The organism is Pseudomonas sp. Rh2, from assembly GCF_040762985.1.
GTDB classification, from domain to species: domain Bacteria; phylum Pseudomonadota; class Gammaproteobacteria; order Pseudomonadales; family Pseudomonadaceae; genus Aquipseudomonas; species Aquipseudomonas taiwanensis.
Window position 1 is genome coordinate 189,333 of sequence record NZ_CP142890.1, and the last position, 14,483, is coordinate 203,815.

14 protein-coding genes, 1 tRNA gene and 3 pseudogenes are annotated in these 14,483 nt (G+C 52.4%); 12 read left to right on the forward strand and 6 right to left on the reverse strand.

The window, feature by feature from the left end; translation table 11 throughout:
- The first annotated feature begins 9 nt into the window (after positions 1-9).
- The 3 genes from VXM67_RS00840 to VXM67_RS00850 all read left to right on the forward strand — a co-directional run bounded on the left by VXM67_RS00840 (position 10) and on the right by VXM67_RS00850 (position 2,669).
- Positions 10-702 (forward strand): ABC transporter permease, encoded by a 693-nt coding sequence (locus tag VXM67_RS00840; protein ID WP_023382808.1) that lies wholly within the window; start codon positions 10-12, stop codon positions 700-702.
- The gene (locus VXM67_RS00845) at positions 702-1,391 is read left to right on the forward strand and encodes an ABC transporter permease (RefSeq protein WP_023382809.1); all 690 of its coding nucleotides are present in this window, start codon (positions 702-704) and stop codon (positions 1,389-1,391) included. Before VXM67_RS00840 ends, VXM67_RS00845 begins: the two co-directional genes overlap by 1 nt.
- A gap of 72 nt (positions 1,392-1,463) precedes the next feature.
- The gene (locus VXM67_RS00850; protein WP_367237442.1) at positions 1,464-2,669 is read left to right on the forward strand and encodes a methyltransferase; all 1,206 of its coding nucleotides are present in this window, start codon (positions 1,464-1,466) and stop codon (positions 2,667-2,669) included.
- A 327-nt stretch (positions 2,670-2,996) separates the two neighbouring features.
- Here the strand turns inward: VXM67_RS00850 and VXM67_RS00855 are convergent.
- Positions 2,997-3,269: pseudogene (locus tag VXM67_RS00855) on the reverse strand (DUF3077 domain-containing protein).
- 5 nt (positions 3,270-3,274) lie between these two features.
- Positions 3,275-3,541 carry a hypothetical protein gene (locus tag VXM67_RS00860; protein WP_023382812.1) on the reverse strand — a complete coding sequence of 89 codons (267 nt, stop codon included), beginning with the start codon at positions 3,539-3,541 and terminating at the stop codon, positions 3,275-3,277.
- Between the two features lie 516 nt (positions 3,542-4,057).
- Between VXM67_RS00860 and VXM67_RS00865 the strand changes: the two genes are divergently transcribed.
- The 3 genes from VXM67_RS00865 (at position 4,058) to VXM67_RS00875 (ending at position 5,069) form a co-directional block, all read left to right on the forward strand.
- Complete coding sequence (locus tag VXM67_RS00865; protein ID WP_023382813.1) at positions 4,058-4,306, forward strand: hypothetical protein; 249 nt, start codon at positions 4,058-4,060, stop codon at positions 4,304-4,306.
- A 98-nt stretch (positions 4,307-4,404) separates the two neighbouring features.
- Positions 4,405-4,480 (forward strand) — tRNA-Thr (locus tag VXM67_RS00870).
- Positions 4,481-4,745: 265 nt separating this feature from the next.
- A complete protein-coding gene (locus VXM67_RS00875) occupies positions 4,746-5,069 on the forward strand; it encodes a helix-turn-helix domain-containing protein (RefSeq protein ID WP_104883150.1) in 324 nt (107 codons plus the stop codon).
- On the opposite strand, the gene VXM67_RS00880 is transcribed toward VXM67_RS00875, so the two are convergent.
- Positions 5,066-5,416 carry a type II toxin-antitoxin system RelE/ParE family toxin gene (locus VXM67_RS00880; protein ID WP_019096874.1) on the reverse strand — a complete coding sequence of 117 codons (351 nt, stop codon included), beginning with the start codon at positions 5,414-5,416 and terminating at the stop codon, positions 5,066-5,068. The two genes, VXM67_RS00875 and VXM67_RS00880, sit on opposite strands and share 4 nt — an antisense overlap.
- A 125-nt stretch (positions 5,417-5,541) precedes the next feature.
- Between VXM67_RS00880 and VXM67_RS00885 the strand changes: the two are divergent.
- The 6 genes and pseudogenes from VXM67_RS00885 to VXM67_RS00910 form a co-directional block, all read left to right on the forward strand.
- Positions 5,542-5,889 (forward strand): annotated as a pseudogene (locus VXM67_RS00885) (tyrosine-type recombinase/integrase); the annotation flags it as partial.
- A gap of 930 nt (positions 5,890-6,819) precedes the next feature.
- Positions 6,820-6,996 (forward strand): annotated as a pseudogene (locus tag VXM67_RS00890) (integrase); the annotation flags it as partial.
- Between the two features lie 270 nt (positions 6,997-7,266).
- A complete protein-coding gene (locus tag VXM67_RS00895) occupies positions 7,267-8,409 on the forward strand; it encodes a hypothetical protein (protein ID WP_367237443.1) in 1,143 nt (380 codons plus the stop codon).
- Positions 8,410-8,886: 477 nt separating this feature from the next.
- Positions 8,887-10,371: a hypothetical protein gene (locus VXM67_RS00900; RefSeq protein WP_367237444.1), complete on the forward strand. Its 1,485-nt coding sequence runs from the start codon at positions 8,887-8,889 to the stop codon at positions 10,369-10,371.
- Between the two features lie 95 nt (positions 10,372-10,466).
- Positions 10,467-11,339, forward strand: a complete 873-nt coding sequence (locus VXM67_RS00905) for a DUF5677 domain-containing protein (RefSeq protein ID WP_367237445.1) — start codon at positions 10,467-10,469, stop codon at positions 11,337-11,339.
- A gap of 232 nt (positions 11,340-11,571) precedes the next feature.
- Positions 11,572-12,366 (forward strand): hypothetical protein, encoded by a 795-nt coding sequence (locus tag VXM67_RS00910; RefSeq protein ID WP_367237446.1) that lies wholly within the window; start codon positions 11,572-11,574, stop codon positions 12,364-12,366.
- Positions 12,367-12,732: 366 nt separating this feature from the next.
- Here VXM67_RS00910 and VXM67_RS00915 read toward each other — a convergent pair.
- The 3 genes from VXM67_RS00915 to VXM67_RS00925 all read right to left on the reverse strand — a co-directional run bounded on the left by VXM67_RS00915 (position 12,733) and on the right by VXM67_RS00925 (position 14,237).
- A protein-coding gene (locus VXM67_RS00915; RefSeq protein ID WP_367237447.1) for an IS5 family transposase occupies positions 12,733-13,589 on the reverse strand; the annotation gives its coding sequence in 2 pieces (ribosomal slippage) (positions 12,733-13,251 and positions 13,254-13,589; 855 coding nt in all).
- 119 nt (positions 13,590-13,708) lie between these two features.
- Positions 13,709-14,008, reverse strand: coding sequence for a type II toxin-antitoxin system RelE/ParE family toxin (locus VXM67_RS00920; RefSeq protein WP_023382869.1), 300 nt, complete (start codon positions 14,006-14,008; stop codon positions 13,709-13,711).
- Positions 13,998-14,237 carry a type II toxin-antitoxin system RelB/DinJ family antitoxin gene (locus VXM67_RS00925; RefSeq protein ID WP_023382870.1) on the reverse strand — a complete coding sequence of 80 codons (240 nt, stop codon included), beginning with the start codon at positions 14,235-14,237 and terminating at the stop codon, positions 13,998-14,000. Before VXM67_RS00925 ends, VXM67_RS00920 begins: the two co-directional genes overlap by 11 nt.
- Positions 14,238-14,483: the final 246 nt, after the last annotated feature.

The window sequence follows — 14,483 nt, forward strand, 5'->3', positions numbered from 1 at the left end:
CACCTGCCAATGAATATCGACCTGCACGGATTCGGTCCGGCCATGGCGGCCGGCACCCTGATGACCGTAAAACTGGCGCTCTGCGCATTGCTGCTGGGGCTGGTCCTCGGTCTGCTCGGCGCACTGGCCAAGACTTCCTCGGCCAAGCCACTGCAATGGCTTGGCGGCACCTACTCGACCCTGGTTCGCGGCGTACCGGAACTGCTTTGGGTCCTGCTGATTTACTTCGGCACCGTCGGCCTGATGAACAGCCTCGGCGAAGCCCTGAACCTGCCCGGCCTTGAACTCAGCGCCTTCGCCGCCGGCGTGATCGCCCTGGGCCTGTGCTTCGGCGCCTATGCCACGGAAGTGTTCCGCGGCGCCATCCTGGCCATCCCCAAGGGCCACCGTGAGGCCGGCCTGGCGCTGGGCCTTTCGAAAGGGCGCATCCTCTCGCGGATCATCCTGCCGCAGATGTGGCGTATCGCCCTGCCTGGCCTTGGCAACCTGTTCATGATCCTGATGAAGGACACCGCGCTGGTGTCGGTGATCGGCCTTGAAGAGATCATGCGCCACGCGCAAATCGGCGTGACCGTGACCAAGGAGCCCTTCACCTTCTACATGGTCGCGGCCTGCATCTACCTGAGCCTGACCATCGTCGCCATGACCGGCATGCACTTCCTGGAAAAACGCGCCGCTCGCGGCTTTGCGAGGGCCGAATAATGAATTGGGAAGTGATCATCAAGTGGCTGCCACGCCTGGCTCAAGGCGCCACCCTGACCCTGGAGCTGGTGGCCATCGCGGTCGTCGCCGGGCTGATCCTGGCCATCCCGCTGGGCATCGCCCGCTCGTCGCGGCATTGGTACGTGCGCGCCCTGCCCTACGGCTACATCTTCTTCTTCCGTGGTACGCCGCTGCTGGTGCAGTTGTTCCTGGTCTACTACGGCCTGGCTCAGTTCGACCTGGTGCGCTCCAGCAGCCTGTGGCCGTACCTGCGCGATCCGTTCTGGTGCACGGTGCTGACCATGACTCTGCACACCGCCGCCTACATCGCCGAGATTCTGCGCGGTGCATTGCAGGCCATCCCCAAGGGCGAGATCGAAGCGGCACGGGCGCTGGGCATGTCTCGCGGCAAGACGCTGTTCTACATCATGCTGCCGCGCGCGGCCCGCATCGGCCTGCCGGCCTACAGCAACGAAGTGATCCTGATGCTCAAGGCCAGCGCCCTGGCCAGTACGGTGACCTTGCTGGAACTGACCGGTATGGCCCGCACCATCATCGCCCGAACCTACCTACCGGTGGAGATCTTCTTCGCGGCCGGGGTGTTCTACCTGGTCATCTCGTTCGTGCTGGTGCAGGGCTTCAAAGTGCTCGAACGCTGGTTGCGCGTCGACGCCTGCCAAGGCCGCTGACCCCCGTCGCCGGCTCCTGCAGGAGCCGGCTTGCCAGCGATACCCCTTCCAATCAACCCGCTCCCCGACCCCATGCGCCCCGTCCTCCACAGCCACCACTTAAGCGACCGCTTCCAGGCCCTCGACCAGTTCCTGATCGAGCATCAACAGCTGTGGAAACCAAGGCCATTCACCCGCCTTCGCCTGGATTGGGAAGTCCAATACCCCGAACTCGCCGCCCATCTGCGCCAAGGCTCGCTGGCCGACGCCGAAGCCGAGCAAGCCCCCGACTTGCTGCCCTCGCCGTTCCCCCAGCTGGCCCAACGGGCCGCTGAGCTGTCGGCCCTCGGCGACCTTCCGGACGTCAGCGCCTCCTTCGCCAACCACCGTCTGGAGGTCAACGTTCCCGGTCGCAAATGGCAGCAGATAGACGCCTTCAGCCGCCGCCTGGGCTTTCGCGAGCAACCGCGTCACTGGCTGGATTGGTGTTCCGGCAAGGGCCACCTGGGGCGCAGGCTGTTGCAGCCGGGCCAGCAGCTGACCTGCCTGGAGTACGACGCCGAGCTGGTGGCCGCCGGCCAGGCGCTGAGCGATCACCACCGTCTGCCAGCCACCCACGTGCAGCAGGACGTGATGGCCGCCGACAGTGCCCGCCACCTGGGCCCAGACACCAGCGCCGTGGCCTTGCACGCCTGCGGCGACCTGCATGTGCGCCTGCTGCAATCGGCCAGCCAGGCAGGTTGCCGCCACCTGGCGGTCGCCCCTTGCTGCTACAACCGGATCCGTACCCCGCAGTACCAGGCGTTATCCACAGCGGCGCAGCGTTCAGCGCTGACACTGTCCGTGGATGACCTGGCGTTGCCCTTGTGCGAAGCCGTCACTGCCAGCGCCCGCGTGCGCCGCCAACGTGACGCCTCGATGGCGCGCCGCCTGGGCTTCGACCTGCTGCAGCGCCAGCAGCGGCAATGCGACGATTACCTGCCCACCCCGTCGCTGCCAACCGCATGGCTGGACAAGACCTTCGAGCAATACTGCCGCGACCTCGCAGCGCTCAAGCAGCTGCCCCTGCACGGCACACCGGACTGGCAAGCCCTGGAGGCCGCTGGCTGGCAGCGCCTGGCGCAGGTGCGCAACCTCGAACGGCTACGCAACCTGTTCCGCCGACCGTTGGAGCTTTGGCTGGTACTGGACCGTGCGCTGTATCTGCAAGCGCACGGTTACACCGTGCAACTGGGATTGTTCTGCGACTATCCACTGACTCCGCGCAACCTTCTGTTGCTGGCAGAACGCGACCGTTAGCCGCAGAAAAACCTGTGGATAACTCTGTGAACAAGCTTGTGATGAATCGTTGGATCCAAGCGCTATTTGAGGCTCACGGCTTATTCCAGCCAGCCACTGAAGCCAGTAAAAACAGGCATTTGCGCAAAGACCAATGGTAATGAAAACCGGCACGCGTTTCGCTCGGCCCCCCGCTGCCGATTGTGCATAAGCATAAGCCACTCCATTGAGCTCCATCCCCAAACCCACCTTGTGGGAGCGGCTTTGCGTCGCGAAAAGGATGCAAAGCGACCCCAATGACCCTGAAGTGTCATCGCCACTCCGGGCCACCTTTCACAAGAGCCTCCCTCAGTTCATCTTGTTCCTGGCAATCTCGACATCATTCATCAATGCCTTCGCCAAGGCGCTCAGGTAATCGGCTGCACCGAGCAGCTTGTGGTCATCCTCGGCATCGCCTTCGCGCACAAGATGCGTGATGTAGCCCAGCAGCACCGACACCTAATCGTAGGCATAGTCCACCGGGATGCCCGCGACCACGCGCAGCAGATCCACCGGAGGGTTACCCACTTCGATCAACGTTGCCACGCCAGCGGTGACGGCGGTTTTAGGTTGGTCGCTCATCGCTTTCAGTCCTCTTGCTTTGTGGTGCTGATGCGGGCCAGTGCATGTTCGGCCAATGCCCGGGCAGATTCGGCGGCATGCGCGGCGGTGCTCAGCATGTTCAGGCCTGGTTCACCGGCATGGAGTCGGCAGTGTTCGTCGATGGTTTCGGCCACGCCGCGCATGAGTTCGCTGGCGTGAGCGAGGGCGTCGGGTGGGGTGATGCCGCTGTGGATGGAGAAGAATGGGAAATCGAGGATGCGACGGGGTGGGTCGGGGACAATCTTTTTCATGGCCAAATCATTATTCCAGTGGATGTGCCTGCCACGAAAATCTTTCTCACGGAATTGGGTGGCAGCCGTACACGGGGTGAGAAACCGAGGGAATAAGGAAGCTCGGCCAGGCCGAAGCCTGCCCGCGTACGGCCACCATTTGGCTACTGCTTATTCACCGTCGGGTTCTCACGCCCGGTCACCAGAAATCGGCGACCGAGGAACGGTATCCCTGGGGCTTTACCCCGCCAACAGCGAAACATCAGTAGCGCGCGTAGGATAATTCCCAAACCGCCCAACCCCGAAGCATTTGGTTTCAAGTTCAGAAATGCCCTACAGAAGAGCGGAAAATCAGAAGGCTCCAGCCCTTCTCTGCGTGAGCGAGGCTCAATCCCGAACCGATGCACCGCCTTGCGAGCCAACGGTGTATCATCCGCCCCCCAAATCATTAAAAAGCGACGTCGCATGCTGCCCGCCAGCCTCGCGACCTTCTGGCGTTGCGCCAGAACCGACAGTGGACAAACGGATTTAGACATCGTGAACCGAGCCAAACTTTTCGCCCTGCTGGCTTCCGCCCTGACCCTGAGCGCCTGCGCGAGCAGCGCCCCGACGCACCATCACGGCAACTTGGACTGGAACACCCCAGGCATGCAACTGGGCGGCGACAACGGCCTGCCGCTGCGCGGCGAAACCCCATGCCGCAAGCGCGGCTGCGACAACCACAAGCTGTTCTTCAACCCCGGCAAGACCGAGCCCAGCGTCAATACCATCCACCGCGGCTGGTAAGAAAATTCTCCTTTTAGGCCGGTGACTTAGCTCATTTGCGCTGAATCGAAAGGAAGTGGTTTACAGGCGCCAACCGATCGTTATAATGACGCCCCATTGCCGGTATAGCTCAGATGGTAGAGCAACTGACTTGTAATCAGTAGGTCCCGGGTTCGATTCCTGGTGCCGGCACCATACGCAGTACTCAAAAGGCTCACCGAAAGGTGGGCCTTTTTTGTTTTCGGTGTCGCAAATACCTTAACTCCAGCGCGATCGGTGTGGGAGCTGGCTTGCCTGCGATGGGCTGCGCAGCGGCCCGGCAATCCCTGTAAAGCAAATTTTCTGGGCAACAATGCAGCTCAAAAAACAGACACGCCTTCAAACAGAAACGCTTTGACTCTCCAATCGAGCCCCGCTACGATTTATCTTAAATTTTAGATAATTCAACTGAGGCAAGCCAATGGCGCTTCAATTCCACGAGAGCCCTTTCCACGTCACCCACGATGCGGAAACTGCCAGCAAGATGGCCTTGAAGATGGACCTGTCGATCTTTATCACAGACTGCATCAAGAAAATGGGCCTCAAGCAGCACGAGGCCGCAGCCAGGCTCAACGTGGCACAGTCACGGGTGTCCGAGCTGGCCAATGGCAAGATCGAGAAATTCACGCTGGACGCCATGATGGATATGCTCGACAAGCTCGGCTTTCGCACCAGCCTTGTCTTGCCCTCGAACGAAGCTGGCGCCCTTCCCCAGATTGTCATCTCGCAAGCGCAAGGCAGCTAAACCCTGTACCCCATTTTTCTCAGCTCCAGCTTCAGCTCCTTCAACCGGTCTTCAGCGACTTGCATCGCATGCCGGTCAGAGCGGTTGGTCGTTTTCACGAACGAATGCAGCACAACGACCATATCTGCGTACTTGGCTACGTACACGCATCTGAATGCCGGGCTGCCATTGATGATGAGCTCAATCGCCCCCGCGCCCACCGAGTCAGTCAGTGACTTGATCGGCCGCTCAGGATCCTGCCCGTACTGAATGCGCCGCAGGTCCTTGCCAAAGTCGTCCTGCACATCCTGTGGCAGGTCCTTGTACTCACGCTCAGCTGCAGCACTCACAAACGCAAACTTTCTCACAGCGGTATCCAGACAAGATCACCAGAGATGTGGAGGCATGGATGCCAAAGGCTAGGGAATGTAGCGCAGTTGCATACGCCTGACGGGTGCAAAAATGTTTCTGGATTTCGCCCGTTGGACCGTGAAAACCGATGTCCGAGAACACGGTGAATGCCGCGCTCAGGACGATGGGCTATGACACCAAGGTGGATGTCTGCGGGCACGGGTTCCGAGCCATGGCGTGCAGTGCGCTGGTCGAGTCCGGGCTGTGGTCGGAAACGACTATCGAGCGGCAGATGAGCCACAAGGAACGCAACAACGTGCGGGCTGCTTATACCCACAAGGCCGAGTTCCTCGAAGAGCGCCGGATGATCATGACCTGGTGGAGCCGGTTTCTGGAGGCGAACCGCGAGGACCATGTGACGCCGCATGAGTTTGCCAAGCAGACGGGCGAGAACGTCACGCACCTGCGCAGTGCCAAGAGGCCCGAGTAACCCGCCGCACCGCCACCTCAAACTCGCTGTGAAGTTACCCACAGCACCCCATGAAGCTCCTCCGCGCGGGTCCTTTCAAACGGGGCTGCAAAGCCGCCCCGCTTGAAAGGACCATACCTAAGAAAAAAACTGCTGGCACAGCTTACGTCTGTGGAAAACCACTGATGTCCACCGAGGGATAGTTTTATCCACAGGCGCTAAATCCCTGAAATCGCTTTGCTTGACGAATATTGTCCACAGGCGTAGACCGGGAGTTGCAAGCGCTGTCGATGACAGCACCCTAGGTGACCCGAACCTTAAAGGTCACGCCGCTCCCGCGGTGGTTCTCCCCAAGGGCGATTCGCATCCCGCAGCTCGCCCGGTCACTACCCATGTGATGGATGCTCTTACACATATAGCGCTCGTGCGCCAGCTACACCGTACCTCGCTGCCCTGCAGCAACCTATCCGCTTGGCCGACTACTGCGCCAACCTGTGCCCGTCTCTTTCTTCTGGAAAGAGACGGGCACGTCTACCACTGCTGCAGCCCTGATCGCACATGGCTTTGCGGCATTCCCCCTCGTGACAATCGGCGTGACAAACGCCGATGTCACCAGCAACAGCGCTGTAGATGATGGTGCCGCAGACCAAGGAATGGACTGCACCTGACTGACAGTCAGGCATGCCCCGGTCATCGCATTGCTGCGTTCACCCGGCTCAGGATCTTCAGGCGCTGGTTTAGTCAGCCAGCGCTGCCTCCACCCGCCCACCGGTAACGGTGCTCAGGAGGCCAGATCATGAGATGCCCTTGCTCCCGGACGTAAGGAGCCGCCAGTCCCGCGTAGAGGACATTCCCCACAGGTCGCAGGGGCCTTGATCCCTGATAACACTCAACATTCTTGGCGGGATGACGTGGGGCGAGGATCGGAAAGCGGTAGATGAGGTGACCGACATGGCATTGGTGGGTAGACGCGATGGTCGTAATTTCGCTTGCGGCAGGCAATTGAGCTACACGGGGCCGCAAGCGCTGAAAGAGATGTTCGGCGGTGATCAACACGTCACGGTCAAAGGGTACTGTGATCGGTACTTGGCATTCGTGACGTGGTGCCGCTCCGAACAGGATCCCGGTACAGCCTGTATGAAAACCCAGTGCAAAAATAGAATTAGCCGTAGTAGCTTCCCCCCTCCGGCAGACTCAAAAAGTTAAGTAGAAACCGAAGCTAGTCTACCAAATCAATATAGCTCAATAACCATAGGCATCCATATGAATCACGTTGGAACTCTCACATGCGAAACATGTGACGGCGACATTGACTGTCGAGTAGGTTTTTCCAATAGAGCGGTACAGCCTCTAAGCTTCCCTTGTCCGCACTGCCATACACTCATCGAAATCACCATAGTGCTGGATAGCTCCCCACCACTACAATTGAATGGTGTAACCCAAAACAAGGATCGACAATACGGAATGTTTGATGGGAGAAATCCATTTATAGACCTCCACCTAGACTTTCCAGTTTGGTCTAAAGAATACGTGATGGGTCACACACCGTTCATTGCTGCTTTGCAGAAGATGAGAAAAATAGCCGATGAGACAAGAAATACCGACTATCATCATTTCCAGCTCAGGCTCAACCATTTAAACGAGCTTCACGAGAAATCAAAAGACTTAAAACGAACAATTAAATTATATTACGGCGAAAACAAAAAATTATTCGTCAAAAAGTCAGAAGATTTCCTAGACGAAAGATTAGAAAGAACTCTTGCCATGAAGGACATAAACCTAGTCCTTTATAGGTTGATTAGCAAGACGTTCTTACCATTTATTGACCCAATTTCTACCGCAAACTTCGCAGAAGAAATCTCTAACTTAGTAATATCAATAGCTGAAAAAAACAAGGAAAACTTCAATGCATTCATGGATTCTATGATCACGACCAAATTTCTTGGGAATTTACAAAAAGATTGCTTGGAAATCTATCCACGAATACTGGCTGCAGAGATAGCACTGAGGCCTGCACTTTTCATGGACTTCGTTGAAGAAGAAGCTGATAGCCGAATTGCTGGAAAAATTTCCACAAAAGACTTCAACGAATACAAAGATCTTTATAAAGACATCACGGAAATCCTAGGAAAACAACTATGCATTGTCGCTGCAATCAACAATATTATACAACGCGGCGATCACGAAAAGTTCAAAGCGAAAGACGGGGGCGCCTTGTCATCCCTTGCAAAATTCGCTGGAAAAACCATATCTGAAAAATTGAAATACCTAGACGAGTGCTGGTTCAGATTTGAAGAATCAGCCATCAATACCGGAGCGAGGAATGCGATAGCTCACTACGCTACAGAATACGACGAAAGAACACAAATAATTCAATACTATAGTAGCAAAGAAGGGCTAAAACAAGAGTCTCCACAAGAGATGTACTTTCTCGAATTCATGGTTATATTACTCAAGGCCTTCCGTGAAATGCACTACCTACACCACGTTATAAAGTGCCTATTCTATTACGAATACATAGTAAGACAAAGCGAAGACTGAGCTATATTGATGGGCTTTGGCGCTTAGCTAGATGTGAGCGCCATTAGCTGATCGGCATAGCATGCTGTCATAGCTCAGACAAATTAAAAATTGCATTTACTACGCGACAACATAAATCGATCAGGGGGCAACCAGATATATATCTGGCCGCTGCAAAGCCTGTTCCATCTGTGTGTCCAGTACAGGCCATCTCTCACACCGTCGAAAATAGTTACTGTAGCGATATAAGATCGTTAATGGGTGCATTTGAGACTAGAAGGGGCGATGCCAACCCTCTAGAGGAACTAAAGGATTGGCATGTTAGCTGGGTGGCTTTACAGGTGAAACAAAACGCTGAGACTCCTCCATCATACCAGTCTCCTCCAAAAACCGACATCGCTTGAAGATGTGGGCGACTTACAGTTGAAGTTGAGAAGCCGGTATGCCATATTGCCATCACACATTTCTAGCGAAGCCTTTGCAACGGAGCCTGCGCCCATGAAGCTAGCTAAAAGCTTATTAATATTTGGGGTATTCGGCCCTATCGTTCTAGCGCCCACAAATTCATTCCCGATCGATCCATCATATAAGTTAATCGAGACTCTACTTATAGTATTAGCGACCTGGATCATTTTCAATTTAACCATAATGGCCTATAGCATTTTTGCAGCTAGCCTTCCGGATGAAAAAGTTGCATCACCTATAGAGCTGCTTCCTATTTTCAACATATTGACTGCATCTTTCTCATTGTATATCACACTTAAAATCACCAATCTATTTTGCCTGCTCCTAGCCGCAGATGAGTTACTACAACTCACTTGCTCAGTGCAACTACTCCCCTCAACCGCCCAACTATTAACTTTTGGTCTTTTTTGCGGCGGACTTCAAACTTCTTTTACACATAAACATTCAATAAATATCGTAAAATTTGCAGACATACCAAAAGCAATTAACGAGTTCAGATATCTGGCAACCCAAGCCAAGAAACTTTGGTGGACACTGCCACTACTAACCACCCTGGCTATATTTTTGTTGTTTTACAACGGTCTCTTTCCCTTAAAAGGTGATAGCTTAGAAACGCGCGGACAGTTTGGTGATAGTTTCGGTGTATTAAACTCTCTATTCTCCGGCCTTGGTTTTGGAGGACTTATAATAACCCTGCTGTATCAGCAAAAGCAGATTTCCCACCAAGAAAAAGAGTCTACGATCAGACGACAGTTTGATGAGACTCAACATTACGAAGGGATTTTCTACAAGCTCTTATCTATTTATTCGAAAACCCTTGATGAGGTATCAAGTAATAATGGTGAGCTCGTTGGAAGACAGGTTTTACGGGGCTCTATTGATAGAGCTTACAGCTCACTGAAATCTCAAAATGTAAATTCCATTCCACAAGCGCTTCAAAGAAAGCATGAAAAAAATAAACTCTCAAAAGAAGAGTCACTGCTCATTGACTATGTATACTTCAGAAACTTTAAAATTCTCAGTGTAGAAATAGAAAAACAAAAAAGACTCGTTGAAACCTTCAAAATACTCCTTCGCCACACCGTCCAATCGCTACCAATGCATCTAGATGGGAAACCATATTTCGACATAATCAAGTCTCAATTAAACCACACTGAAGCATCCTATTTTTTTCTTGTCTCATTAACATTTGAAGATGAGAAAGAGCTTCGGAAGCTGATTTGCGAATCTGAACTATTTGAAAAAATTGCAAACACGAAGATAACTCGCGTACATGAAATGATGTACAAAGAGTTCTGGGGCATTGACATCCGACAGCATAAAATAAAACAAAGACTTCCAATGGGGCGTGCAAGAATCGATCAAGCAGTCCGTGCATTCAAGCATTCATCAGAAGAAAAACATTTAACCAACTTACTAAAGTACACCCCTGCGAGGGTTACAATGAGCACCGCAATTGTATCAAATACAATCATGAGCGGGCACGCAAGCAACCACGAAACTTTCGACAACACTTAAAAACCAAAACCAATACAACAATTAAGAGGGTAAGAGGTCAAAGACAAAATATAAAACACCAAAACACATTCAACTTAGAAACCACCATAGGCCTTATGGACGAAATTAATAAATTAATTGAAAAGTACAACCCTAGGTTCATCGATGAGCACTTAGATAGCCTGGACAAACTAGATGAATTTGCAGCGGTCTTTTATCAGGACACCGTAGAGATTTATGACATTGTAACAAGAATACGCAACATAGATCGCAACCCAACAGGCTTCGACTTGGAAGACGCACCTATCTTAGGGCTTTTAGTACGCATATGGAAATTATTAAAGGAAATTGTTCGATACTATCAAGAGCAGAACGGTGAGATTATCAGCGTTCTCGAAAGACCATTGATTGAAGCATCCATACTAAGCACATATCTAATTAACAGCAACACCGATGTTGTTGAGGACTATAGAAAATGCTCTTATAAAGACCGACTTAGAATATTGGGAAATCTGGAGGACCGCTCTGCGTTTTATGAGACTAAAGCAGGGAAGCGCTTACTAGCCTCCATAACAGAAAAAATGAACTACGAAAAATTAACTGTTAATGATTTTTCTCAGCAAAAGAAAAACAGATGGAAGCTCCAAGGTAAGTCTTTTTTTGAGATATTTTCAACCATTGAACACCACGACTTGTATTCTTGTACGTATGGGATGATGTCAGAGTCGATCCATGGGTCTTGGAACGAATCTATGGATTTCTGCCTGGCTCGGAATAGCGATGAGAGCTTTTCAACTTATCCATTTTACCAGCGCCCAGACATTCGCTTTATATCGCCAACCATCCGTTTTACCAATCGACCTTATAAATTATGGCTTGAGAGGATAGACGTTAAAGAGCCGCGGCTATTAAATCTGCTTGACTCGATCGATGAAATCAACCACAAACTATTTTTGGCTTTTGATCGTCAATATAATGGCCAGACTTGACCACAAAAACAACAGAACGATATCATTCCGCGGCAACACCCAACTCCAAACAAACTTAAACAAGCCCCAAGACATGGCAACTTATTTTTATCAGCGTCACCGACTCTCAAAAGCAACTTATATAATTAATTCTTTTCCGCAGCACATTAGCCCCGAATCATGACTACAACCATCAAACCTTGGAAACTCATATATTATATACCTCCCCCCTTTTAATTTTGGATGCCCCCCTATGCCTAATATACGTGATGACCAAGCAGGCAATAATAAACCTCATGCAGTTACATGTTTTGATATATGGGAGCCCTGGCGAGAGTCGATAATTGAGCAACATCGCTTCTATGTCGATCAGGGAAGAAAAAAGCTTTTGTCTCAATTCAGTAATATGGAGCAGGAGTCTGAGGAGGCAGCAGAACGCTGGCTAGAAAAGAGGTCCGAGCATTTCGATCCCGACCGAGACGATCCCGGAAGTCTTGAAGAGGATGCCCACCATGAAGGAATAGAGTTTTATCGGCTGCTGAGTGAACTACGAGACCAAGTCAGAATGAGCATCGTTGCAGGGATGTACCATACGTGGGATAAAGAGTTACGCCGGTGGCTTCTGAAGGAAATTGGACATTGGCATAGAGGTGCTGCTGTTACAGAGCGGGTGTGGCAAGCAACACATGAAGAAATTGCTGAGTTACTGGATGCTTCAGGGATTGCTAGCCGTGATGCAGACCACCTTCAAAAGCTAAGCGCTTGCCGATACGTTGTAAATGTTTACAAACATGGTGAAGGCCTATCTTTGAAAAAACTTAAAAATAATTATTCCGAATTCTTGCAGACCTCTTCTTTTGCAGGAGTTGCTCCGGATGTGAGACAGGTAGATTACACCCACTTGTTCATAACTGACGAACACTTTGATCAGTTTTCCAACGCAATCATCACTTTCTGGCGTATGATCCCTTCCAGAGTAAGAAGTAAAACTCTTAATATGCCTAAATGGTTTCAAAGGGCTATGGAAAAAGACCGAAATATATTTTAATTATCACTTTCACATAAAACGCATCTATTTTCGACGCCCCATCAAACGGCAGATTATGCCTCTACCAAGCAATACGCCATCATGCATAACTGGGGGCAAGCATGCATAAAAGGCAATCGATCATCGCTTGTTTTTCCGCATTTCTAAGCAACCGAGCCGGGCAAAGGGTAGTTTTAGAGGTAGCGGAGCATAACTTAAGACATCAAATTCTTATAAATCATATGATTATAATTTTTTTTGACTCCTGGTGCCGCACCATTCAAGGTTCCATAGAAAGCTTTCAAAATCTCTGGAACCCCCGAAAAACCCGCCTTCTGGCGGGTTTTTTCGTTTTGGCGTTCCGTCGGATTCCGAGGGTAGCCAGCGCTAGGCGCTGTCTGAAAAAAGCCGTCGCATACACCGCATGACACAAGCCAGCGAGACCATTGCGGCATAACTTTTTGCGAGCTTGTCGAAGCGCGTGACGATTCGGCGGTTCTCTTTTAGCCAGCCGAACATGCGTTCGATGATGTTGCGCTGTCGATATTTTGGGCGGTCAAACAGTCTTGGCAAGCCGGGTTTGGGCTTGTGTTTCATTGAGCGCAGCGGAATGACCGGCTGCATCCGATATCGATCGCAGTAACGGCGCAAGGCCTCGGCGTCGTAGCCTTTGTCAGCCAGCAACCATTTGCATCGTTTGCGTGGACGACCACGCTGGTTTGTCGGGATGCTGACATCATCAAGTAACGGCTGGGCATAGCTGATGTCGCTGGCTTGGCCGCCAGAGAGAAGGAAGCGCAACGGTATCCCGTTGGCATCGCAGAGCATATGAATTTGGGTTGTCAGTCCGCCGCGACTGCGGCCTAGAGCGTGATCGGTAGGCTCGTCAGGCCCCCTTTTTTCCGCGCTCCAGATGAAGCACGGGTTGCTCGAACAGCGGTCGAATCGATCATCCAGGTGTGGGGATCAATCAAGCCTTTGTCATTGAGTCTGAGGTGCAATCGTCTGAGCATCTGATCGAATGTTCCGCGGTTTCGCCAGACCCGGAAGCGGTGATAGACCGTCGCCCAAGACCCGAAGCGCTCGGGCATATCTCGCCAGGCTGCTCCTGAGCACAGCACCCAGAGCACACCATCGAGCATCAAGCGATCACTGCTGCGGGGCCTGCCCCTGACGTGGGCTGCCGTAAAGAGATCGGCGACCACTGCCCACGCCTCATCCGAGAGTTCATAACGCTTTGCCATCACAGAATTCCTTTCCGCAGATGGCCGGCGACTGTACAGAACCCCGGCTGTTCCGGGGCCACCTTTCAGTTTCTTGGGATTTCAGACAGAGCCTAAAACTGCCCTTTAACAGTTTTTCGTTATGACGTTTTACCTACCACTCGCTCTGCCGCCTTAAGATAAGCCTGTTCCCGCTCGCGCTTATCCACAGCTACCACAAAAACTACAACCTCTTGTTCGATCACCTGGTAGACCAATCGGTAGCCGCTACTGCGCAGCTTGATCTTGTAGCAGTCCGGCAAGCTATGCAGCCGGTTCGCCTCAACCCTCGGATTCAGCAAAACCGAGGCGAGTTTTTTCTTGAGTTGCTGCCGGACCGTATCCCCCAGCTTTTGCCATTCCTTTAGCGCTCGCGCATCGAACTCAAGGCTATAGGTCATCCAGCGAAACCCTCACTCGCTGAGGGTCGGCAAGGCGCTCGCGAACGATCGCTAGCAGCGCCTCATCTTCATCAGTCATGAGCACAGGCTTAAAAGGCAACTGCCCGCGCTCGGCGACGTACTGCAAGGCTTGGCGCATGAGCTCGGAGGGCGTAACACCCAACCGCTCAAGCTCACGATAGGCTCGGATTTTGAGATCGTCGTCGATACGAACATTGATGGATGCCATGATGGCTAGCTCACTGTAATGACAATAGTCTTTACAGTGGCGCAATTCTGGGCAGCAGACAAGTGGCTTATGAGCACAGACCGACGAAGGACAAGGCTGTTACACGCCGATTCGATTCCGAATCCCCTGCCCTCACAGCGTTAAACCGTTCGTCTGGCGGGTTTGTTCGTTTTGGCGTTCCGTCACCTGAATCCGCCCCGCAAAAAGCGCACTCCACCGATGCGACGCACTGGTATCACCAAAGGG